This is a genomic window from Ensifer adhaerens (assembly GCF_013283195.1).
Taxonomy (GTDB): domain Bacteria; phylum Pseudomonadota; class Alphaproteobacteria; order Rhizobiales; family Rhizobiaceae; genus Ensifer; species Ensifer adhaerens_G.
On record NZ_JABEKT010000001.1, the window covers coordinates 2,812,750 to 2,833,164 of the forward strand.

Annotated in this window: 24 protein-coding genes; 9 read left to right on the forward strand and 15 right to left on the reverse strand. The window is 61.5% G+C overall.

Translation table 11 applies throughout. The annotated features are described in order from the left end of the window. Positions 1-33: 33 nt before the first annotated feature. Entirely contained in the window at positions 34-1,809 is a 1,776-nt protein-coding gene (locus LPJGGPFB_RS13365; RefSeq protein WP_173420345.1) for an SLC13 family permease, read from the reverse strand. Positions 1,810-2,231: 422 nt separating this feature from the next. Beyond that, positions 2,232-2,996 (reverse strand): alpha/beta fold hydrolase, encoded by a 765-nt coding sequence (locus tag LPJGGPFB_RS13370; protein ID WP_173420346.1) that lies wholly within the window; start codon positions 2,994-2,996, stop codon positions 2,232-2,234. 152 nt (positions 2,997-3,148) lie between these two features. On the opposite strand from LPJGGPFB_RS13370, the gene LPJGGPFB_RS13375 reads away from it, so the two are divergent. Next, complete coding sequence (locus LPJGGPFB_RS13375; RefSeq protein ID WP_173420347.1) at positions 3,149-3,607, forward strand: MarR family winged helix-turn-helix transcriptional regulator; 459 nt, start codon at positions 3,149-3,151, stop codon at positions 3,605-3,607. 202 nt (positions 3,608-3,809) lie between these two features. Continuing rightward, positions 3,810-4,106 carry a hypothetical protein gene (locus LPJGGPFB_RS13380; RefSeq protein WP_173420348.1) on the forward strand — a complete coding sequence of 99 codons (297 nt, stop codon included), beginning with the start codon at positions 3,810-3,812 and terminating at the stop codon, positions 4,104-4,106. Between the two features lie 98 nt (positions 4,107-4,204). Here LPJGGPFB_RS13380 and LPJGGPFB_RS13385 read toward each other — a convergent pair whose 3' ends face one another. After that, positions 4,205-5,101 (reverse strand): LysR substrate-binding domain-containing protein, encoded by an 897-nt coding sequence (locus LPJGGPFB_RS13385; RefSeq protein ID WP_173420349.1) that lies wholly within the window; start codon positions 5,099-5,101, stop codon positions 4,205-4,207. A 142-nt stretch (positions 5,102-5,243) separates the two neighbouring features. Between LPJGGPFB_RS13385 and LPJGGPFB_RS13390 the strand changes: the two genes are divergently transcribed. Beyond that, positions 5,244-5,636 carry a RidA family protein gene (locus LPJGGPFB_RS13390; protein ID WP_173420350.1) on the forward strand — a complete coding sequence of 131 codons (393 nt, stop codon included), beginning with the start codon at positions 5,244-5,246 and terminating at the stop codon, positions 5,634-5,636. A gap of 1 nt (position 5,637) precedes the next feature. After that, positions 5,638-6,750 (forward strand): NADH:flavin oxidoreductase, encoded by a 1,113-nt coding sequence (locus LPJGGPFB_RS13395; protein ID WP_173420351.1) that lies wholly within the window; start codon positions 5,638-5,640, stop codon positions 6,748-6,750. Between the two features lie 43 nt (positions 6,751-6,793). Here LPJGGPFB_RS13395 and LPJGGPFB_RS13400 read toward each other — a convergent pair whose 3' ends face one another. After that, positions 6,794-7,738, reverse strand: a complete 945-nt coding sequence (locus LPJGGPFB_RS13400; protein WP_173420352.1) for an MBL fold metallo-hydrolase — start codon at positions 7,736-7,738, stop codon at positions 6,794-6,796. A gap of 76 nt (positions 7,739-7,814) precedes the next feature. Further along, positions 7,815-8,822, reverse strand: coding sequence for an alpha/beta fold hydrolase (locus LPJGGPFB_RS13405; RefSeq protein ID WP_173420353.1), 1,008 nt, complete (start codon positions 8,820-8,822; stop codon positions 7,815-7,817). A gap of 118 nt (positions 8,823-8,940) precedes the next feature. On the opposite strand from LPJGGPFB_RS13405, the gene LPJGGPFB_RS13410 reads away from it, so the two are divergent. After that, positions 8,941-9,972: a GlxA family transcriptional regulator gene (locus tag LPJGGPFB_RS13410; protein ID WP_327795872.1), complete on the forward strand. Its 1,032-nt coding sequence runs from the start codon at positions 8,941-8,943 to the stop codon at positions 9,970-9,972. A 38-nt stretch (positions 9,973-10,010) separates the two neighbouring features. Here LPJGGPFB_RS13410 and olsE read toward each other — a convergent pair whose 3' ends face one another. Both olsE and LPJGGPFB_RS13420 read right to left on the reverse strand, forming a co-directional pair. Continuing rightward, a complete protein-coding gene (gene olsE / locus LPJGGPFB_RS13415; protein ID WP_173420355.1) occupies positions 10,011-10,940 on the reverse strand; it encodes an ornithine lipid hydroxylase OlsE in 930 nt (309 codons plus the stop codon). A gap of 600 nt (positions 10,941-11,540) precedes the next feature. Beyond that, complete coding sequence (locus tag LPJGGPFB_RS13420) at positions 11,541-11,924, reverse strand: cupin domain-containing protein (RefSeq protein ID WP_173420356.1); 384 nt, start codon at positions 11,922-11,924, stop codon at positions 11,541-11,543. Between the two features lie 230 nt (positions 11,925-12,154). On the opposite strand from LPJGGPFB_RS13420, the gene LPJGGPFB_RS13425 reads away from it, so the two are divergent. Continuing rightward, entirely contained in the window at positions 12,155-12,451 is a 297-nt protein-coding gene (locus LPJGGPFB_RS13425) for a hypothetical protein (RefSeq protein WP_173420357.1), read from the forward strand. A gap of 384 nt (positions 12,452-12,835) precedes the next feature. Here the strand turns inward: LPJGGPFB_RS13425 and LPJGGPFB_RS13430 are convergent, their stop codons facing one another. After that, on the reverse strand, positions 12,836-13,306 hold the full coding sequence (locus tag LPJGGPFB_RS13430; protein ID WP_173420358.1) for a GNAT family N-acetyltransferase: 471 nt from the start codon (positions 13,304-13,306) through the stop codon (positions 12,836-12,838). 424 nt (positions 13,307-13,730) lie between these two features. On the opposite strand from LPJGGPFB_RS13430, the gene LPJGGPFB_RS13435 reads away from it, so the two are divergent. The 3 genes from LPJGGPFB_RS13435 (at position 13,731) to LPJGGPFB_RS13445 (ending at position 14,761) form a co-directional block, all read left to right on the forward strand. Further along, positions 13,731-13,934, forward strand: coding sequence for a hypothetical protein (locus LPJGGPFB_RS13435; RefSeq protein ID WP_173420359.1), 204 nt, complete (start codon positions 13,731-13,733; stop codon positions 13,932-13,934). 31 nt (positions 13,935-13,965) lie between these two features. After that, positions 13,966-14,226 (forward strand): hypothetical protein, encoded by a 261-nt coding sequence (locus LPJGGPFB_RS13440; protein WP_173420360.1) that lies wholly within the window; start codon positions 13,966-13,968, stop codon positions 14,224-14,226. 271 nt (positions 14,227-14,497) lie between these two features. Next, positions 14,498-14,761: a hypothetical protein gene (locus LPJGGPFB_RS13445; RefSeq protein ID WP_173420361.1), complete on the forward strand. Its 264-nt coding sequence runs from the start codon at positions 14,498-14,500 to the stop codon at positions 14,759-14,761. A 179-nt stretch (positions 14,762-14,940) separates the two neighbouring features. Here the strand turns inward: LPJGGPFB_RS13445 and LPJGGPFB_RS13450 are convergent, their stop codons facing one another. The 7 genes from LPJGGPFB_RS13450 to LPJGGPFB_RS13480 form a co-directional block, all read right to left on the reverse strand. Continuing rightward, positions 14,941-15,315 (reverse strand): DUF1515 family protein, encoded by a 375-nt coding sequence (locus tag LPJGGPFB_RS13450; RefSeq protein ID WP_173420362.1) that lies wholly within the window; start codon positions 15,313-15,315, stop codon positions 14,941-14,943. Beyond that, a complete protein-coding gene (locus LPJGGPFB_RS13455; RefSeq protein WP_173420363.1) occupies positions 15,302-15,559 on the reverse strand; it encodes a hypothetical protein in 258 nt (85 codons plus the stop codon). The genes LPJGGPFB_RS13450 and LPJGGPFB_RS13455 overlap by 14 nt, the downstream gene beginning before the upstream one ends. Positions 15,560-15,676: 117 nt before the next feature. Then, positions 15,677-16,330, reverse strand: a complete 654-nt coding sequence (locus LPJGGPFB_RS13460) for a lysozyme (RefSeq protein WP_173421035.1) — start codon at positions 16,328-16,330, stop codon at positions 15,677-15,679. Between the two features lie 881 nt (positions 16,331-17,211). Beyond that, positions 17,212-17,787 carry a hypothetical protein gene (locus LPJGGPFB_RS13465; protein WP_173420364.1) on the reverse strand — a complete coding sequence of 192 codons (576 nt, stop codon included), beginning with the start codon at positions 17,785-17,787 and terminating at the stop codon, positions 17,212-17,214. A gap of 472 nt (positions 17,788-18,259) precedes the next feature. Further along, positions 18,260-19,075, reverse strand: coding sequence for an SGNH/GDSL hydrolase family protein (locus tag LPJGGPFB_RS13470; protein WP_173420365.1), 816 nt, complete (start codon positions 19,073-19,075; stop codon positions 18,260-18,262). A gap of 105 nt (positions 19,076-19,180) precedes the next feature. Further along, positions 19,181-19,477 carry a DUF1515 family protein gene (locus LPJGGPFB_RS13475; protein WP_234902802.1) on the reverse strand — a complete coding sequence of 99 codons (297 nt, stop codon included), beginning with the start codon at positions 19,475-19,477 and terminating at the stop codon, positions 19,181-19,183. Positions 19,478-19,565: 88 nt separating this feature from the next. Beyond that, entirely contained in the window at positions 19,566-19,982 is a 417-nt protein-coding gene (locus LPJGGPFB_RS13480; protein WP_173420367.1) for a hypothetical protein, read from the reverse strand. Positions 19,983-20,415 lie beyond the last annotated feature (433 nt).

Below are 20,415 nucleotides of genomic sequence, written 5' to 3' on the forward strand. Positions count from 1 at the left end.
CACATTCGCCGGTTGAAGCCCCTCTTCTTCCATCTATCGCAGCGGCCACGCCAGCATCAGCGTTGGGATGCTGACGACAACAATGACGAGCGAGAGCGGCAGGCCGAGGCGCGGGTAATCGCTGAACCTGTAGCCACCTGGCCCCATCACCAGGGTGTTGCACTGATGGCCGATCGGGGTAAGGAAGTCGCAGCCGGCGCCGATAGCAACGGCCATCAGGAAGGCTTCGGGCCGGTAGCCGAGCGCGGTCGCGAAGCTGGCGGCGATCGGCGCCATGACAAGCACGGTCGCGGCATTGTTGAGGAACGGCGTCACGGCCATGGCCGCAAGCAGGATCAGCGTCAGGGCGCCGGCGGGCGGCAGGCCGGTTGCGACCGTGCCGAGCCAGCTGGCAATGACATCGGTTCCTCCTGTCGTGCGCAGGGAATCGCTGACCGGGATCAGCGCCGCCAGCATCACCAGGATCGGCCCGTCGACCGAGCGATAGACGTCACGCAGCGGAATGATCCGGAAGATGACCATGGCAAGGGCGGCGGCAAAGAAGGCGATCGGGATCGGCACCAGGCCGAGGGCGGTCGAGCCCATGGCAGCGGCCAGAACGAGAAGGGGCAACGTCGCCTTACGGATGGTGCCGAGCAGGATCTCGCGCTGCGCCAGCGGCAGGCAGCCGAAATCCTGCAGGAACGATGGCAGCTCGCGGCGCGCGCCCTGCAGCACGACGATATCGCCTGCCCTGAGGCGGATGCTACCGAGCCGTTGCTTCAGCCGCTCGCCCTGGCGGCTGACGGCAAGCAGGTTGATGTTGTGGTTATTGAACAGCGCCAGGCGCTGCGCCGACATGCCGACAAGCGGCGAGCCGCTGCTGATCACCGCCTCGACCGCCTCGATCTCGGCACCGGTCTTTTCGCTCGATGACGGCGAACGATCGCCGGAGATTTTCAGTTTGGCCTGCGAGACGATGCGGTCGAGCGCATCCGGCCCGCCCTCGAGCAGCAGCACGTCTTCGGCCTCGAGCTTGATGTCGGGCAGCGGCGCCACATGAAGCCCGCGTCGGAACACGGCAATGACGACGGCCCCGCCATCGCCGATCTTGACGAGGTGGCTTAGCGACTTGCCGATGACGGGTGAGCCGGCCGCGACCACCGCTTCCGAGGTGTAATCGGTGATCTCGATTGCCGCCTGCACCGAGACATGCTGGCTCGTGCGCTGCGGCACCAGCCTGTAGGCAAACAGCAGGAAGACGACGCCGATGGCCGCAAGCGTGGCGCCGACGGGGGTGAAGTCGAACATCGTAAAACTCTCGCCCGTCAGTTCCTGCCGCACCCGCGACACGACGATGTTGGGCGAGGTGCCGACCTGGGTCATCAGCCCGCCGATCAGCGAACCGAAGGCCATCGGCATTAGGAACACCGAGGGCGTGACGCCCGAGCGGCGGGCGAACTGGAACGCGACCGGGATCATGATCGCGAGCGCCCCGATATTCTTGATGAAGGCGGAAAGGATGGTGACGGTGATCACCAGCAGCGCCAGCTGCGCCCTGACCGACGAGATATTGGGCAGAAACCGCTGGATCGCCGCATCGACGATCCCCGAGCGCGCCACCCCGGCGCTGACGATGAGCGCGCTGCCGACGATGATGACGATATCGTCGCTGAAGCCGTCGAAGGCGTGATCGTAGGGCACGATGCCGACCGCGACCGCAAGCATCAGCGCCGAACAGGCGATCACGTCATATCGAAACCGCCCCCAGATGAAGAATGCCATCATGGCGCCGATGACGAGAAACGCGAGAGACTGTTCGGCGGTCATGCAATACCTGGGTTGGGCAGAGAAGCTGGGCGGCGGGATGGATCGCCCGAGAGGCGCAAGTGCCTAACGCGCAAACCGAGTGGAAGTTCGCCAAGGACTACCGCATGTTTCGCCGGATCGGAAATCGCAGCGGCGACAAATCTGGGTATGAGCGGGAAATGCGAGGCGCTTCATCGCCAAGACCTGCCTCATTCCCGTGCCTGTCACGGGAAACTGCAGCAAGACCAAGTCCTTGGGCTGAAGGTACTTTGACCCGACCGACGTCAGGCCGCTGGATTCCGGCACAGGGCCGGAATGAGGGGAACTGGATCAGCCTCCCGTCAAACCGGCCCTTTCAAGGTTTGCCAGCAATCTCAGCCCGGGAAATCCCCTCTCCCGGCCCTGCCCTGGGCCGTCACGCCTAGGTAGCGATGCGCCGGCGATCAGTTGGCCGGTTGCGCGGCCTTCTCGATGAGATCGGCAACGGCCTTGGGGTTGGAGACATAGATCGCATGGCTGCCGGGCACCTCGACGACAGTGGCGCCTGCGCGCTTTGCCATCATCTGCTGCGCAGCCGGCGGGATCATGAGATCCTGGGCCGCAACCAGATAGTAGCTCGGCTTCGTCTTCCACGCCGGCTCGGTCACGGCACCGGAGAGCGCCTCGACACCCCACGGAACCTGGGAATCGGCCATGAAGGCAGCCGTCTCGGCATCGACGTCGGCGGCGAAGGACGCGGCGAACTTCGCCTTGTCGAGGAACAGGAAGCCATCGACCGGCGGCAGGATCGGCGGCACCGGCGCGCCGGCCGGCGGATTGGCGATCAGCGTTGAGACGGACTCGCCCTTATCCGGCGCGAAGGCGGCGATGTAGACGAGGGACTGGACCTTCTCATGCGTGCCGGCTTCGCTGATGACGACGCCGCCATAGGAATGGCCGACCAGCACGACCGGTCCCTCACTCTTGTCGATCGCCTGCTTGGTGGCAGCAACGTCGGCAGCAAGCGACGTCGTCGTGTTTTGGACGATGCTCACCTTGTAGCCGTCCTTCTTCAGGATGTCGTAGACCCCCCTCCATCCGGTGCCGTCGGCAAAGGCACCATGAACCAGAACGACAGACTTTGCCCCCTTCTCGGCGGCGAATGCGGTGGTACCGGCGGCGGCCAGTGCGAGCGAGGCGGCAGCGGCAAGCAGAGACTTCTTCAACATTTGCGCAACTCCTTAATTTGTTAGCGTGACAATCATTATCGCGATAATTAATAGATACGCTTCATAGAATTAGCTGTCCAGTATTTTATTATCGCGATAATGATTTCCGTGGTAAGGTCATGAAAAGCCACGGACAAAACTGGAGATGACCGATGACCACCCCGGCGCCACTTCCACTCGACAGCCAATTGTGCTTCTCGATCTACGCGGCGGCGATCGCCATCAACCGCACCTACAAGCCGATGCTCGACGCGCTCGGCGTGACCTATACGCAATATCTCGCCGTCAGTGCGCTGTGGGAACAGGACGGCCTGAGCATATCGGCGATTGCCGACCGGCTCGGCCTGGAGCCAAGCACCATCACGCCGGCCGTAAAGCGGCTCGAGGCGGCAGGTTTCCTTTCAAGACGCAGAAGCACGGCTGACGAGCGACTGGTCGAGGTCTTCCTGACGGACAAGGGCAAGGAACTGCACCCCAAGACCGCGTGCCTTACCGACACGCTGCTCCGCCGTTCGGGCTTTAGCGTGCCGGAGATGATCGATCTCAACAAGAAGGTCCAGATGCTGCGCGATGGCCTCACGCGAGAAGAAGAGCCGGAAGCCCGCGGCTAGGTATATCTCCGCGCAATCAAATGGCTGCAACCACTGGCAATCGCATGCCCGCAACTTGGAAATTCCCGTTGGAGCGCTACACTTTAGAGAAAGGTGTTGGAGAATTGCCTGCGAAAGCCGGAATAGATCGCGCCTGCTGGGAGTCGCGTATGGCAGCGGGCAGAAATCCATTCCGCCTCCTGCACGACAGAGGATCGTCGACATGAAACACGCTCTTGCCGCCCTGACCGTTGCCTTGCTTCTCGGTGGCTGCACCGCAAGCGGCCAAACCTATGGCTACTCGCCGAACCTCGAGCCCATCCCCGGCAGCATCACCTATGGCGGCCAGCCGCGCACCAAGCTGCAGAAAGCCCCGGTCGGCAGCATCGTCCCGCACCAGTTCTTCGATCAATTCGGCCGTCAGGTGTTCGAGACCTATGTGATCGAACCGGATCGCTCGCTGCGCCTCGTCAGCCGCCGCTGGAGGAACATCGACGCCTTCGGTGGCTTCGACGACTGAGCTTCACCATTCGCGCGACGACCAGCCGCACGACCCATCCTCCGAGACTGAGCGCTGTCGCAGCCACGCGCTCTCTTTGACCGCGTCCGAGGCGGGCTTCAACGGTTCCCGCCCTCGAACTGCTCCAGCACCCAATCCCTAAGCACCTGCGTTGCCGGCCGCTCGGCCATGCGCGGGCTGTAGACGAGGTCGTAGCGGTCGCCCTCCAGCGTCAGGTCGAAAGGCTGGACGAGAATGCCGGAGGCAAGCTCTTGCGCCACGAGCGTCAGGCTCAGGAGGGCGATGCCCTGCCCAGCGACCGCCGCCTGGACAGCGTGGATCTCGTCGGTAAAGGAAAGTCGTGCGCTAGCATCGACGTCGGAGGCGCCCGCACACTCCAGCCATTGCCGCCAGACGGGGGCGCGGTGATCGTTGCGGCGCGCTGGGCCCCAATCGAAGTGAATGAGCGTTGCCCGTTTGAGATCGGCCAAGCTTGCCGGCGCAAGGCTCGGCGTGCAGACCGGCGCGAAGCGATCGGCAAACAACGCCTCAGTAACGAGGCCGGGATAGTGCCCGCCGCCAAGCCGGATAGCAGCATCTGCATCCGCCTCGAGGTCGAGCGTGCGGTTGGAGGCATCGAGCCGCAGTGTCCAGTCGGGATAGGCTTCGCGGAAGGAACCGGCAAGCGGCGCGAGCCTCTTGGCGACGAAGGCAACGGTGGAGGTAAGACGCGCGACCTTGCCCGCCTGCTGCCGGCGCACATCGGCAATCGTCTGCTCGAAACGATCAAGACCATCGCGCAACACCGGAAACAGCGCCTTGCCTGCGGCGGTGAGATGCACCTGCCGCGTCTCGCGCTCGAAGAGCTTAACCTCAAGCATCTCCTCCAGCTGCCGGATCTGGTGGCTGACGGCGGTCGCCGAAACATTCAGCTCCTCCGCCGCATGCTTGAAGCTCAGCCGACGGGCAGCCGCCTCGAAAACCCTCAGTGCACCGAGCGGCGGCAACTTCCTCATCCCATCCTCATAGGTGAACTAGATTCATCCATCGGCTGAGAAATCACTCTTTGTCAGCCCGTGATCGCCCCAGCATATTGGGATCCACAGCCAAGGCAACAGCGCCGAGCTGAGAAAATCTCACGCGTGAAAGGACACTGCCATGTTTCTCGAACAGGTCATCACCAAGCCGGATCCCTACGCCCCCTTCCTCTTGTCGCAGGCGATCAAGGCCAACGGCTTCGTCTTCGTCTCCGGCCAGGCGGCCATCGGCGACGATGGCGAAATCGTCGGCGAGGATGATTTCGACCGTCAGGCCGAGCAGGCCTTCCGCAACCTCGAACGGGTGCTGACCGCCGCCGGCTCCAGCCTTTCCAGGGTGGTGAAGGTGACGATCTTCCTGCGCTCGATGGAAAATTTCGGCAAGATCGTCGAACTGCGCCGCAAGTGGTTCTCTGCACCCTATCCCGCCGACAGCATCATCGAGGTCTCTTCGCTTTATTCACCGAAGGCGATGATCGAGATCGAGGCGATCGCGCTCACTGAGGAACGCTGAGATGAACGTGCACAGCACCGTCGCCTCGCCGACTCTGGCCGAAACGGCGCTCAAAGGGCTCCCCTTCGCCAACCGGCTTTCCGTCGCGCCAATGACCCGCATCAGCGCTACGGCAACGGGCGTGCCGACCGAACGGATGGTTCGCTACTACGAGCGCTTCGCCAGGGGTGGGTTCAGTCTGCTGACCACGGAAGGCATTTACACCGACAAGGCCTATGCGCAGACCTATAAGGGCCAGCCGGGGCTTACAGACCCGGAGCAGGCGGAAGGCTGGAAGGCGGTCGTGGACGCCGTGCATGCCGCCGGCGGCCGCATCTTCGCCCAGCTCATGCACGGCGGCGCGCTTGCCCAGGGCAACCGCTTTCGCAGCGACACGGTAGGACCGTCTGCCCTGCAACCGAGGGGCCAGCAAATGGTCTCCTACCACGGCGAGGGTCTCTACGCCGTACCGCGGGAGATGGAAGAGACGGATATCGCGGAAGCGATAGCAGGCTTTGCGCAAGCCGCCACGCTCGCCATCGATGTCGCCGGCTTCGACGGCATCGAGATCCATGGCGCCAACGGCTATCTGCTCGACCAGTTCTTCACCGACTACACCAACCGGCGGCACGACCGCTGGGGCGGCGACATCGGCAAGCGGCTGGGTCTGAGCCTCGCAGTGCTCGACGCCGTTCGCGATGCGGTCGGCAACGCAGTGCCTGTCGGCATCCGGCTCTCCCAGGCCAAGGTCAACGACAACAAGCACAAATGGACCGAGGGCGTAGAAGGTGCTGCCGTGGTCTTCAAGGCACTCGCCGCCAGCCCCGCCGACTTCGTGCACCTGACCGAGTTCGAAGCGTGGCAACCGGCCTTTTCGGACGGCGGCAAGTCGCTGGTGTCTCTTGCCCACCAGCATGCGCCGGATCTGTTCGTTATCGCCAATGGCAGCCTGCACGAACTCGCCAGGGCCGAACAGGTTCTGGAGACCGGCGCCGACATGATCGCACTCGGCCGTGGCGCGCTCGCAAACCCCGACTGGCCGCGCATCACCGCCGACGATCGCGAGGCTCGCCCGCTGAAGCTGGAAATGCTGTCGCCCATCAGCGACATCAAGGACAGCGAGCTTCAGCTTTGACGACAAAGGGCGGCGCCACTAAGTGATGCCGCCCTCGCCCTCCTTACGACCCCGAGACAAAACGATACGCCACACCGTTCCGCTCGGCCCGACCGATGCCGGGATAGCTCCAGTGGTAGCCGAGCAGCGTCAGCTTCTCTGTGGCTGCCCGGTCGATCAGCATCTTGCGGGTCTTCAGCGCCAGATCCGGGTCCGTATCGAAGCCGAAATGCCAGTCCGGGTGTTCGAAGAAGACGATGTTGCTGGTCGCCGCATCGCCCGAGATGACCAGCCCGTCGCCGCCTTCAAGCTCCAGCGAGATGTGGCCGGGCGTGTGGCCGCGCGTGTCGAGCACCTGCATGCCGCTGACGATCTCGTCGCCGGGCTTTACCAGCGTCAACCGCTCCTTGACCGCGAAGAGATCGCGCTGCGCGCCGCGCGCAAAGCCGTGCAGCGCCTTCGGCATGGCCTTTTCGTAATCCGGGTTCGTCCAGAACGCCCATTCGCGCTCAGAGACGAAATATTGCGCGTTCGGAAAGGTGAGTTTGCCATCCGTTCCGACCGTGCCGCCGGAATGATCGGGATGGACGTGGGTGAAGACCACCTTGGTCACGGCGGCTGCATCGATGCCCGCCGTTGCCAGATTGGCCGAAAGCTTGCCGGCGCTCGCCTGGAAATTGCCGCCAGATCCGTTGTCGACGACGATCACTTCGCTGCCGGTGCGGATCACCGGAATGTTGGTGTGGAACGGTGCGCCCTCCGGAGTGCCGCCGAGCCGGCGCATGATGCCGTCGCGCTCCTCGGGCGCTGCGTCCGGCAACACGATGCTGACCGGCAGGGTCAGGAAGCCGTCGCTGACGACAGAAATATCGAAAGCTCCGTGGCTGAAGCGGTGGGTGTCGGCGGCGTAGACACCCTTCGGCAGCAACGGCAAGGCAGCGCCAGCGGCCGAACCGGCGAGAAAGGAGCGGCGGTTGAGGCTAGAGGTCTTCTCGTCAATGCGGGTCATGGATCGGTTCCTTCTGGTTTCGAGGAAGAGCTACCGGCCAGTGGTGCGTTTCGGCGGCACCGGCCGGCGTCAGGGGTCAGGACCGGGCGAAGTCGAGCAGGTCGGCGTTGAGCTGATCCTTGTGGGTGTCTGTGATGCCGTGCGGCGCGCCGGGGTAGACCTTCAGCGTGGCGCTCGGAACCAGTGTCTTCGAAGCGCGGGCGGCCGCATCGATCGGCACGATCTGGTCGTCGTCACCATGGATGATCAGCGTCGGCACGTCGAACTTCTTCAGGTCTTCGGTAAAATCGGTCTGCGAGAAGGCGACGATCGAGTCATAGGTGTTCTTGTGCCCGCCCATCATGCCCTGCAGCCAGAAGCTGTCGATCATGCCCTGCGAGGCAACGGCACCCGGCCGATTGAACCCGAAGAACGGACCGGAGGCAATATCGCGATAGAGCTTGGAGCGATCCTTCAGGCTCGCCGCCTGCAGCCCGTCGAACACCTCCTTCGGCAGGCCGCCGGGGTTCTTGTCGGTCTTGACCATCAGCGGCGGCACTGCCGAGATCAGCCCGGCCTTGGCGACGCGGCTCGTGCCATGCCGGCCGATATAGCGGGTGATCTCGCCGCCGCCGGTGGAAAAGCCGACGAGGAAGATGTCCTTGAGATCAAGCGCATTGATCAGGTCGGCGAGATCGTCGGCATAGTGATCCATATCGTTGCCGTCCCAGGGTTGGGAGGAGCGGCCATGGCCGCGACGGTCATGGGTGATGACACGGAAGCCGTTGTTGGCGAGGTGGAATGCCTGCGCCTCCCAGCTATCCGACGACAGCGGCCAGCCGTGGCTGAGCACGACCACCGGGCCATTCTTCGAGCCCCAGTCCTTGTAGTAGATCTCGACGCCATCGCGGGTGATGATGCGGCTGCCCATGGTGGTTGCTCCCAGTGTCGTGCTTGTGCTGGCGGGTGTGGTTTCGGCTTTCGCCGGACGAATGGCGGCCGGGACGGCCGCGGCGGTCGCTGCGGCGCCAAAGGCGGCCGAAAGAACTGTGCGGCGCGAAAGGCCGGTGGAGACTGCGGTGGAAACTGCTTTTGCTTCAATCATTGTCCTGCCCTCTTCCATCTCGGTTGATCTGCTCTCTCCGTTCCGGAGCGCTGGTTGAATTGATAGAACGAGCGGCCTAACCTCTCGACCGGCAAAGCTGACAACGATGGGGGCAGAAGTGACAAAACCACCCGGAAGCGAACCGGCGGAGATCGGCATCGTCGTTTATCCCCGCGCGCTGAAGTCCGCCGTCCATGGGCTCACCGACATGTTCCAGGTGGCCGGCATGCAGGCGACCGAACAGGGTGGTGCAAGCGCGCCGCTGATCCGCGTCACCCATTGGCAGCTTCAGGACGACGGCTCGGTCGAAAAGACCCTCGACACCCACCCCGGGCCCTCCTCCGGTCTCGTCGCGCTGATCCTGCCCCCGACGCTGGCGGAGCTGCCCGTAGGCGGACGCATGGGTCAGCTGCCCGCCTTCGTGCGTGAAAAGCATGCCACCGGCACCACCATCTGCTCGGTCTGCGGCGGCGCCTATCTGCTGGCAGAATCGGGCCTTGCCGCCGGTCGCACGATCACCACTCATTGGTCGCACCAGGACCTGATCGCCGACCGCTACCTCGACGTGCGCATCGACACCGACAAGCTGTTGATCGACGAAGGCGATATCATCACCGCCGGCGGCATGATGGCGTGGATCGACCTGGGGCTGAAACTCGTGGACCGGTTCCTCGGAACCAACGTGATGCTGGCAACGGCCCGCTTCATGATCATCGATCCAGGCGCCCGCGAGCAGAGCTACTACAGCGTCTTTGCCCCGAAGCTCGACCACGGCGACAGCATCATCCTGAAAATCCAGCACTGGCTGCACGGCGCCAACACCAAGGGCGTGACCCTGCAGTTGATGGCCGAGCGCGCAGGCCTCGGCGACCGCACCTTCCTCCGGCGTTTCCAGAAGGCGACCGGTTTCAACCCGACGGAATACTGCCAGCGGCTGAGGATCGCCAAATCGCGCGACCTCCTGGAGCGCTCGCACCTGTCGATCGAGCAGGTCGCCTGGCAGAGCGGTTACGACGACACCAACGCCTACCGCAAGATCTTCCGCAAGATCCTCGGCCTGTCGCCCAGGGAATATCGGTTGCGCTTCTCTGTATCGGACGGCGGACGTCGTCCGGCCACGGCAGATCTTGCCGGCGCCCTACCCGCCTGAACGGCACCGCGGCGATATCACTGGGCTTGCGGGCGCCTTTAGTCGGCGCTCGGCTTTCGCCCCAGGATCTGTCGCGCTCCGCTCTTGGAAAAGGGCTGCACCAGTTGGCCGACGAAGCTACGCGACACCTTGCCGGTAATGCCGATATCGGTGGAGGACGGCCGATCAGGATTGAAGTAGGTGCCGAACAGCTGGTCCCAAAGCACGATGTTTTCGCCGTAGTTGCTGTTGCCCTCAGCCAGATCCTTGGAATGGTGCCAGCGATGAAGCCTCGGCGTCGAGAAGATCCAGTCGAGCGGGCCGGTGCGCATCTCGACATTGCAGTGGGTCAGAAGGCCGGTGAAGGCGGTGACGGCACCGATCCACAGAAACACCGGCAGCGGCGCCCCGAGCAGGTAGAGCGGCAACTGGCCAAGGCTCACTTTGATCAGGGAATCGATGACGTGGAACCGCCCGGTGTTGAGCACCCAAAGCCGCGTCACGCTGTGATGCAACGCGTGGAAACGCCAGAGGCCAAGCCGCTCATGCGCCAGTCGGTGGGCGGCATAGAGCCCGAACTCGGCAATCACCAGCCCGAGCACCACCTGGGAGATCGTCGACCAGTGCGCCGGCCAGATATGCGGCTGCGAACCGAAGAATGGCTGCGCGAAGATGGCGACCAATAATGGGAACGAAGCGCCGAAGGCCGCGGCAATCTGCACGATCCCCTTCGTCAGCAATGTATGACCGAGATTGTTCAGCGTCTCGCCGTCGGGCGCGAGCCAGGCCGGCTCGTAAGGCATGAGACGTTCAAAAAGCGCAATGATCGCCACCACCGAGAGGTAGACGACATTGAACCAGAGCACCGGCGACGATGTGGCAAAAGCCAACCCGGTCGCGGCCAGGCCACCGACGTAGAGCGCAGGCCACAGCAGGATGGAGGCTGTGTATCGCAGCGGCGATGAAAAGCTGTCGTGATGAAAAATCATATCGTTTGACCACTTGTGCTGGAAATCGAAGGGCGCGGCATCGCGCGCTGTTCACGCCACGCCTAATCCTCGTCTCGGCGAGAGTACGGTTTCGCCAGTTCATCGCAGCTATGGTCATGACGATCGCCGTTGCGCCCGTCACGGCAGGGCAGCGAGCGGTACTGGACGAGCTGCCGCTCGAGCGCAAAGCGATCACTGGCGCTCTCTTCCAAGCGGCTGTGATCGCTTTGCGATGACACCCCGAGCAGGTGACACGCCAGTAGACCGATCTTGAGAAGACACATGGGATAACGCCAATCCTCATCGTTGGAGCATTGACGGCAAACTCGACTGATTTCATTACACCAGCATTGCAGTTGCGCGCAGCCGCGGAGCATCGCCGGCGCATGCCTCTCCGCCCCCCCGACCGGCTCCTCGAAACTTCGGGGTTTCCGTCCGGTCCGCGCGATCACCTGTCGCGACACAGCGAAACGATCAGGTGTGCCATGCGCCGCATCTAAAGCGCGTCGCGATCTTTCAGATTCGCTTGGCGCGCTTTAAGTTCTTGTTTTTGCGCATGTCGTTATCGCAAAACCGCGACACACTTTTGCGCGACATGCTTCAAATCCAGCGATCGTTCTCGGCGGTGCGGTCGCCACCGGCATGACCGGTATTGAGCACGCCCCGCGGCTCGATCAGCAGCAGCCGCACCTCGTTTTCGGCAAACGGCTTGTGCTCGACCCCTTTGGGAACCACGAACATCTCGCCTGGGCCGATCCGCACGGCGCCATCGCGAAAATCGATCCGCAGGACGCCCTCAAGCACGATGAACGTTTCGTCCGTCTCCGGGTGGTCGTGCCAGACGAAGTCGCCCTCGATACGAACAAGCTTGAACTGATAATCGTTCATCTCGGCAATCACCCGTGGCTGCCACAGATCGGTTATCCTTTCGAGCTTTTCGGTAAAATTGATCGCCTTGCGGTCGGTCGTGTCGATCCCATCCATCGTCATGTTCCTCGTTCGATTGATGCGCCAACATGCACCGGCCCCCCTGCACCGATCTTGAACGATCGTGCGCGCATCCGGTCGGCACCGCGGCAAACGCTGCCGGTCACCTCGCTTCAGCCCCTCAGTGCGGCAGCCGCAGGCGAATATTCCCATATTGCCTGCAATTCCAGCTGATGTATCTTGTCTCCCTTCGGAACTGGCTATGGACGTCCATGAAGGAGGTTCGAATGCATGATCTCCCGCAAGCTTCGGGCAGACAGTTAAGTCCGGATGATATCGAAATGCTGCAGCGGGTTTTTGACGCTACCTGCTTTGCGGCGCGCGTGCCACGCCGCGGCGAGCGGGCCGAGCGGCTGGCCAAGTTCATCATGGATGAGTTTCGCATCGGCAACATCGACGAACGGACGCTGCTGGAATGCGCGTTGTGGCGCGAACGGCGCCGGATAGCGGTAAATACGGAAGAGTTGGAAACGGTCGAGATCTGGGTCGCCAGACCGGGCCGACGGAATCCGAGTTACCACTGAAGCACGTCGCGCCAAGCGATTACCGGTTTTTGTGCAATGACCTGAGTGGAAACAAGGGCTCAATGCGGGTCACTTGAAACCACTCGTGCGTGCCCACCTGAAGACCCACAAAAAAATGCGGCCTCTCCGTGGATAAACGAGACCGCATTCAAGATGTGTAATGAGCCATTCTATGCCACTCTTGCCGAGAGGACCACAACTGCAACGGGCCGAGTGTGGTTATTTCTGGCCTACCATCGAAATTTCTCCGAATGCGCCAGCTGAGAAGCTATCCGGGACAATGGGACACTCAACCACCGGACGGTAACGAACGCCGCGAGCAGCCCTCCAGGCGCGCAAAAACGGCCGGGGCTGCAAAGCAACCCCGGCCGATCCAACGTGTTGTCAAGCCGTGACCGCCTTCCAGCAGATCACGAGACCATCCTGCGCATCCACACGTTCCCCGATACGCTGGAACCCGTTGCGTTCGAGTACCCGTTGGGAGGCGATATTGTCGATCGAGGTCTCGGCTGAGACCGCCGAAATACGGGTATCCCGCTGCGCTTCCGCCAGCAGCAAGCCCACAGCACGCGTGGCCGCCCCCATCCCCTGCCTGGCCGGCGCGACGCCGTAGCCGATGTGCAGTTCGCCCCCTTCCGGGATTCGAACGACCGAGCAAAGGCCGACGATTTCGCCGCCTTCTACGATCATCCAGGCGGAAGGGGAGAAATGCGCACGGACCCCGTTGGCAAGATCGGCCAGCATCTGCAGCACGTCGGCAGCCGCAATCGGGCTATCCGGCACCAGTCGCAGGCGTCGCGGCGCAATGCCGCTCAGCAGTGCGTCAAAGTCACTTTCAGTCGCTTCGATTATCATGTTCAATCCCACACTACAGCGCAGCCCGCCGCACCTGATGCGAAGGCTTGCCGTAACGTTCTAATTTTTCTGCATATTTCCCTTGTGGATCGATCCCGATCCATGGGGTTGTGCAGCAGGCACGCCACGAAGGTGGCGCTCCAAAGCCGAGCGGAGAAAGCGCGCCTAGACCGTCATTCTAGTCACAAAGGCTGTCCTCTCCACCGCCGCAGCCGGTGAGATCTCGAGGATGGCAACGGAAATCAAAGGCATTCTCCCGGAATTGAACCGATCGATGAGCGCCATCGATCCGGCGACCGCAAGCCGCTCGGCTATTAAACACAACTGGCGGGCGATTTGAAGCCGCAGCTGAAGGCGGAATTTTCGACGTATTGGAACCACCGTTCGCGTCGCGAATTCTAACCTGCAATACAGGAGGTTCATCATGTTTGCATCGGACACGAAAGGACAGTTCAGCCGGGTCGTCAAAAACTGGAACACGCGATACGATCTGGAGGAGTTTATCACCGCATCCGGCCTACCGCCGTTGGAAGCCCGCGAGCTTTTCGCGAAATACGGACCCTATAAGGCGGACCTCGACCGATTGATACGTGCGTGCGCGCCGACAGATGCCGGGAAGGCAAAGTAGGTGCTGCCGCCGCCGCATATGGGAGGTTCAAATGCATCGTCATCATTCCGGGCATCTTGCCAAGAACCTGGATTGTGCGTTCAGCCCAGCGGAAATTGCCATGCTCCAACGGGTCCTGGACACAGCCTGTCTTGCCGCGGGGATGCCGCGCAGCGACGACCGCGCCGATCGCCTGGCAAAGTTCATTATCGGCGAGTTTCGCTCCGGCACCCGTAGCGAGGCAGCCTTGTGCGAGCGCGCAATGTGGTTCGAGTGCGGAAGCGCACCATGGTCACCGACGCCCACGCAGTGACGCCGCAGAGGCGAAAGGGTTGTCGGCGCCCGATGTCCGAGGCGATCAGCCGTCCGCCTCGCTGTTGCCACCTGACGACGCACAAAAGCGGCCGGGGTTGCTAAGCAACCCCGGCCGCACCTATCCTATTGTATGGTAACCGCCTTTCGGCCTATCAAGATGTCAAACGATCCCGCCCGCCCGGCTGCGCAGATGCAGCCTCAGCAGAGAGGCAAGGCCCGGGAGCCGTCACAAGATTGGTTCGCGCACTCAGGACATGTTATAAACGCTCATGACCCAAACAGAAGAAGACCTCGAGCTTTCGGAATTGTCCGGCGAGTTTGCCGACGACGATGTCGTCGTCCATATCCGCATCTCGCGCCCGACGGGCTCCAATCTCGACTGGACCCTCGAGGTGATCGACGAGGAAGGTTACTCCACCGTCTGGGAAGATTCGTTCCCCACCGACCGCGAAGCCTATGAAGAGTTCATCGCCACGATCGAGCGTGATGGGATCCAGACGTTTACAGAACATCCCGTGCAGACGCTCCACTAAGGCGCATCGCGATCTCCGGGATCCGGCCGCCGCACTTTTTTAAGGGCCGTCTTAGCTTCGGGCAAGTCCAACCAGCCCTGAGAAATTCACCGAGGCGGCGCGTCTCCTGCCTTCACACCGGACTGGTGCAGCAAAAAGGGCAGCAGGTCCTGTGCCGTTCGGGTTGATGGCCGACACAATCATCCCTTCCCGACAATGACAAACACGAGCCGCCGGATCCCTTCGGCAAAACTCACCCCCAACGCCATCGCCGCAATGCCGGTGACCCCGAGCGCGCCAATACCCATCAGCTTCCAGCGCTTGACGTCGTCGGTCACCGGTTTCATCTCCGCGACGTCACCACCGAGCGTCGAGACCGAAGCCTCGAGATCGCCGACGCGGTCGACGAGTTGGTCCATCCGCTGATGAACACCAGCCCGGCTGCTCGTCGCCTTGTCCTCGGCGCGTTGCGCGCCCTCTTCGATCCGGCGGATCGATTCCTGCAGACCGCGCATGCCGGCGACCAGTTCGCCAAGCTGGCGATGAACGCTCACATCGGTTTCAGCCGGATACATTGTGCTGTCCCCCATGCCTTACGCAATCGGCCTTTGACCAGACAGCCGCGGCGCACAGGCCGACGACGGTGCGGTCGATCTTGCGCTGATCTGCCGACGTGGCGCCACGTGCACCGATCAGGTCGGTGCCGACGACGCTCCTAAGGCCCGCGACATTTTTCGGCCCCGAAGTCCCACAGCCCGCCAGCAACAATACAGGTATCGTAATCAAGGCGCTTTTCCTGAGCGCGGTTCGCAGCGTCATCGTTCTGCCTTTCTATCGCTTGAATGACGGACCGGGCGCCATCCGCCCGTATTTCGTGCACGGCCCAGACGACGGCAGCGAGCACGAGCCCCCCGCACAGCATCCTCAACCAGGCGATCATGCCGGATCGAGCCGCTTGCGCAGGAAGAGGAAGGCGCCAATCGCGAAGGCAACTGCGATAATGCCGGCAAATGCCCATTGCAGTGGTCCACTGCCGGTGAACGCAAAACCCAACGAGGAAAGAATGCCCGCGAGCCAGGAGATGTTCTCCTTGCTTATCACTTCGGGCGGCTTCGGGGCGGCGGCGACGGTGTTGGAGGCGACGAACTCGCCCTTTGCCCAAAGCCCGACTTCCGCAGACCGGCGGTTGACCAATCCCTTCACGCGGCTGCCGCCGGCATTGACCCACTTCATCAACTCCAGCGGCACGGCGTCGTGGTCGCCGGCGTTCAGCTTTTTCAGCAATGTCGACTTGCCGAGCCTGCCGGTGTTGAAATCGAAAGAGACAAGCACGGCGAACTGGTTGTCGGTGACCGGCACCGTGACAAGGCGCGAGACACGCTCCTCGAACTTCGCGAGATCCGCCATCAGGATCTGTTCAGCCTCGGCCTCGGTGATCACCATGTTCGGCTTCACGACGGGCTCGCCGGCGGCGCTGGTATGGCCATAGCCGATAGTCCAGACACCGGCAACGTCGCGATACGCCTTCGTCTTCAGACCTTCCCACTGTTTGACGAGCGCAAGGCCCGCCGCATTGATGCGTCGGTTCATATTCATGTCGTTTGTCCTCGTGTAAATTGGGAACCAGAAGCAACGATGAAGCGTTGCTACGGCATTCCGCCCTGATCGCAGCCGACTTGGGGCGGCATGCAGCAAATCAAAGTCCTGCAGCGACCTTTGCGCATCCGATAAGACGCACGGTGCTGCAGGCACTCAAAAGGGGGAATTTCGCCATGATGGACGCCGCATTCGTGAAGCTGACCACGCTAGCCATCGTGCTTGTCAGTTGTGTCGTTATGGTGCAGCCCTACTGACGAATTTGGACGCGGACACATCTGTTACCAGGTCTCCATGAGAGAAACCTGTGGGATGGTCCATGGCTGGTCTCGGGATAGGCGCGATGCCGACGCATCGAGCGAACATCGCAACGACGCCATAGATCGGTTCTCGGGCTTTCCGGCGGCGTCGCGATCCTTGGCCGATGCGTGAGCATCGCTCCGCGGATCTCTCCCGGCAAGAAGACCCGATCGAGCCTGTGCTATGGGTTCCGATCATCGAGACCTGCTATTGGGAATAGGCCGCACCCCGCAAGCGAGATGACACCAAGCTGCTGATGTCGACCTGTCGTGTGCATCCATCCGGCAACAGGCATGCCGCAAGGCGATAGTTCGGCACCACTCTATGTAGCGCTGCTGCCGGTAGCTGACACACGGATCACCCGCGCCGGAACGGGTACGGCCCACTGATGCAGTCGACAATCCTCGTCGAACCGCCGAAGTCCGGCTGCAACTCTCCGTGCCGGAAACCGCGATCGATACAGTCCACGTCGGCTTGAGGCGTGCCAAGCAAAAGTGTGTCGCGGCTTTTTGATTGCCACACGTACGTTGATTGCCGCACGCACGATAAGCCAATCCTGGAGATCGCGACACGCTCTAGGAGACAGATGGCGGCTTTGGCGGCGACAGGGATTGCAAAAAGCTCTTGAGGCTCTCGCTGTCGGCAAGGTGTGCCTTCTCGCCGCGATCGTCACTGCATCTATCGCGCAGGCTGCGCAGAAAGACAGCGACATCAGAGAGTTCACCAACCTCGACCCGCACCTGCGCCTGGATCGTCCTGTAGATCTCTTCCAGTTCCAGGGCTTCATCAGCGCTGGCGGAGCCGGAAAGCGCAGAAACCCTTGCCTTGAGATCATCCAGCAGACCATCGAACTCACGCGCGTCGCGTGCCGCCTTGGCCTCCAGGCTTGCAATCAGCATATCAAGAATATCGAGATGTCGACGCTCCACAGATTGCAGATCGAAGGCCGCCCGCAGCTCTTTGCGGGTGCGTTCGCCTTTGCGCAAGTGCGCCTTGAGACGCACTCCATTCTCGGCACAGCGCCTCATGATGCCATCGATCGAGAATTGCCCCTCCACCAACTGGTCAAGCAACGGCCGAATCAGCGCCGGCGGCGCCGTGATATTCAGCGCGGCCGAGTACAGCGCCAGGTCGATCGAAGCATCCGGCATAAGCTACCTCCGCCTCATATGGCCTCGTGACGCGAGACTAGCAGTATCCCGCATGCGGGAGGTTAGTTTTAGCGACAATGCTTTCCTATTCGTTAAGCTGAATCATCGATTCTTCACGTTACGACATGCCCGCTGCCTGGAAAGCACCGTGAGTTGCGACACCAGCGAACGTCACCGCCGCTGGACCATTTGATGGGGCCGCTACGCGCACCAATCCTCGTATCGAGCGGGCCGGCGTTTCCGTCGACGATGCCGAGGCTGACGAACTGCTGGCAACGGAACTCTGGAAGATGCCGGAAGGACTGGCGAGAGAACGCGTTGGTACAGCCCCCCAACAAGAGACAAAGCGCGATACGCAATTACGCATGCCTTGTTTCTCGCATTGACCCGCAACGACGAGTGCACCGTCTTCCAACAGAGACATCACGGCATGAAAGAATCGCTTGCGAATGTACCAGGGGTCCGCCTTCGATCAGCGCCGAAGCTGATTGCCGTCGCCTTTGTTGGTTTCCACGCGCGCTGGCGACGCCTCCTTTGCCCATCTGGCCTTAAGCGCGGAACGCAATCTTGGAGCGCCTGGCAATAGCAGACAAACGTTTTTTATCGAACGCTCAAGTTCTTTTCTGGCCTTCCGGCGCATTTCCGCCTTGGTTACCTCCGCGCGCGGAAAAGCATTTGGCCACGGCGGGTCCATGTGCGTGAAGGTCCGGCCGAATGCGGTTTCAAGCTCGGCTAACATTGGTGCAGATATACGTGGGTCAAGGTGGAGAGTTGTGTCAGATTTGGAAGGAATCAAGGTTCCGTCTGGATTGGAGAACGCTTTTCTGACGTCAATGAATGGGATGCCCATTCCCTGAAGACGCTCGTTCATCCTGTCTCTTATTATCTTTGCATCTGCAGAGGCCGCCTCAGAATCAGCGTAATACTGATGATCGAGCGTATAAGGGTTGAACGGAATAATGCAGCAGATAGCCACCCTCGCCCGACAACTCTTCCGAAACTCACTTAGTGCCACAGTGAACCGGTCACAGAGAGCGTCCGCCTCTTCAAGTGTTGATCGACCGTTCAATCTGGCGTGCTTCGGTACCTGCGCCCGACTGTCGATCTCGCCCAGAGAAAGAACCAAGATGTCGTTCGCTTCAGGATGACAGTTGCTTGGAACGAGTGAAGCCAAGCCGTCGCGCGCGGCGCGGTGCATCGTGACACCTGGAACGTGGTAGATCTTTGCTTCGGCGACGCCACCGAAATTAAAGATTGTGTGACTGTCTCCAAGGACCAACAGCGCCAAAATGTACCCCCCGCAATCCGCACGCCCGTCGAACTAATTTTGACGCGAAGTCGCTCCCGCAACAACCCTCGACTTGAACATTCACAACCCGAGAGCTGTGCCATTTCAGACCTTGTCGACTATGGCAAGCACAATTCGGCGTATCGCCTCGGCGAAGCTGACGCCGAGCGCCATTGCCACAATGCCAGTGACAACGAGTGCGCCAATGCCCATCAACTTCCACCGCTTCACGTCGTCGGTGACTGGCTTCATTTCCGCCACATCCGCAACAATGGTGACCGCCGAAGTTTCGAGATGGCCGACGTGACCGACAAGCTCGTCTATGCGGCGATGCACGGCAAAACGGCTTTCAGCCGCGTTGCCTTCCACGTGATCGGGCACCCATCGGAGCGCCCGCAGCATTGGTGTGGCCATCCCACTGTTTGTCGAGCACAAGCCCCGCCGCGTTGATGCGTCGATTCAAAATTCTCACCTAGTTGTTTGATTGGGATTACAGATCGACAGCAGCGAGCCACATGGCGTCGATCTGGCTATCATTCAGGCCTAGCTCGGCGGCAACGGTCGCGATCAGTGGGTGCATGCGGTTAAAGGTGGCAGCGTATTCCCATTCGATCTTGGCAGCTTCCTTTTGCGCACCGTTCGGCAAATTCTCTATCGTTTGCGTTACCTCGCCGGGCGTGAAACCGCCAGCGACCAAAGCTAGACGAAACTGCCGCGCTGTCAACGGCGCCAATTGCGCCCGTTTCTCTTCATCTGTCGGCGGCAGCGGCGGCACGTAAGGAACAATCGGAAAAAGGGGGTTTTCCTCAAGCCATTGGCGAATCGCGGGGCTGATACCATAGGGATCGTCCGGGCGTACGCCCACAAGAAGCCAAGGTAGAGGGTCATTCTCATCTATATAATCCATCGTCCCTCCATACAGCCTGACGAGAATAACAACTCCACGGAAATCCAACTCAAGGTAGAGCGCAACGCATTCGAACTCACCAGCCTACCCCTGGTAGGCTTACCTTCTGTCCTGTCCGCCTCGGGTGCCAAGCGCCATCAGATCAACGCCCCACCTCATGAAGTCTGCCGGCAGGCACAGGCTTTTCATCGTCCGGTTTGACGAATTGCTGATACCCCACGCCGACAGGCGCAGCGCAGGGAAGCATCTTGCCATTGAACTGGACGATGTCTCGAAGTTCGGGATGCTCATTGACAGAATGACCGAATGCGCGCGGCCGTCTCCGGCGCCATCGCCTTCACCGTGTTCGGGTTGGTCATGCGTGCGCCATGTCTCTCCCACAGCCTTCCGCCGGCTTGGTTCCTAATCTGCCGACCCGGACAAATAGTTTCTT

Coding starts and splice junctions, on each gene's coding strand:
- LPJGGPFB_RS13480 (WP_173420367.1), bottom strand. CDS start 19,982: ATGGATTATATAGATGAGAATGACCCTCTACCTTGGCTTCTTGTGGGC.
- LPJGGPFB_RS13455 (WP_173420363.1), bottom strand. CDS start 15,559: ATGACGCTGCGAACCGCGCTCAGGAAAAGCGCCTTGATTACGATACCT.
- olsE (WP_173420355.1), bottom strand. CDS start 10,940: ATGATTTTTCATCACGACAGCTTTTCATCGCCGCTGCGATACACAGCC.
- LPJGGPFB_RS13385 (WP_173420349.1), bottom strand. CDS start 5,101: ATGAGGAAGTTGCCGCCGCTCGGTGCACTGAGGGTTTTCGAGGCGGCT.
- LPJGGPFB_RS13465 (WP_173420364.1), bottom strand. CDS start 17,787: ATGCCGGATGCTTCGATCGACCTGGCGCTGTACTCGGCCGCGCTGAAT.
- LPJGGPFB_RS13420 (WP_173420356.1), bottom strand. CDS start 11,924: ATGGATGGGATCGACACGACCGACCGCAAGGCGATCAATTTTACCGAA.
- LPJGGPFB_RS13375 (WP_173420347.1), top strand. CDS start 3,149: ATGACCACCCCGGCGCCACTTCCACTCGACAGCCAATTGTGCTTCTCG.
- LPJGGPFB_RS13450 (WP_173420362.1), bottom strand. CDS start 15,315: ATGTATCCGGCTGAAACCGATGTGAGCGTTCATCGCCAGCTTGGCGAA.
- LPJGGPFB_RS13390 (WP_173420350.1), top strand. CDS start 5,244: ATGTTTCTCGAACAGGTCATCACCAAGCCGGATCCCTACGCCCCCTTC.
- LPJGGPFB_RS13425 (WP_173420357.1), top strand. CDS start 12,155: ATGCATGATCTCCCGCAAGCTTCGGGCAGACAGTTAAGTCCGGATGAT.
- LPJGGPFB_RS13365 (WP_173420345.1), bottom strand. CDS start 1,809: ATGACCGCCGAACAGTCTCTCGCGTTTCTCGTCATCGGCGCCATGATG.
- LPJGGPFB_RS13405 (WP_173420353.1), bottom strand. CDS start 8,822: ATGATTGAAGCAAAAGCAGTTTCCACCGCAGTCTCCACCGGCCTTTCG.
- LPJGGPFB_RS13435 (WP_173420359.1), top strand. CDS start 13,731: ATGTTTGCATCGGACACGAAAGGACAGTTCAGCCGGGTCGTCAAAAAC.
- LPJGGPFB_RS13445 (WP_173420361.1), top strand. CDS start 14,498: ATGACCCAAACAGAAGAAGACCTCGAGCTTTCGGAATTGTCCGGCGAG.
- LPJGGPFB_RS13395 (WP_173420351.1), top strand. CDS start 5,638: ATGAACGTGCACAGCACCGTCGCCTCGCCGACTCTGGCCGAAACGGCG.
- LPJGGPFB_RS13430 (WP_173420358.1), bottom strand. CDS start 13,306: ATGATAATCGAAGCGACTGAAAGTGACTTTGACGCACTGCTGAGCGGC.
- LPJGGPFB_RS13475 (WP_234902802.1), bottom strand. CDS start 19,477: ATGCTGCGGGCGCTCCGATGGGTGCCCGATCACGTGGAAGGCAACGCG.
- LPJGGPFB_RS13440 (WP_173420360.1), top strand. CDS start 13,966: ATGCATCGTCATCATTCCGGGCATCTTGCCAAGAACCTGGATTGTGCG.
- LPJGGPFB_RS13460 (WP_173421035.1), bottom strand. CDS start 16,330: ATGAACCGACGCATCAATGCGGCGGGCCTTGCGCTCGTCAAACAGTGG.
- LPJGGPFB_RS13370 (WP_173420346.1), bottom strand. CDS start 2,996: ATGTTGAAGAAGTCTCTGCTTGCCGCTGCCGCCTCGCTCGCACTGGCC.
- LPJGGPFB_RS13400 (WP_173420352.1), bottom strand. CDS start 7,738: ATGACCCGCATTGACGAGAAGACCTCTAGCCTCAACCGCCGCTCCTTT.
- LPJGGPFB_RS13380 (WP_173420348.1), top strand. CDS start 3,810: ATGAAACACGCTCTTGCCGCCCTGACCGTTGCCTTGCTTCTCGGTGGC.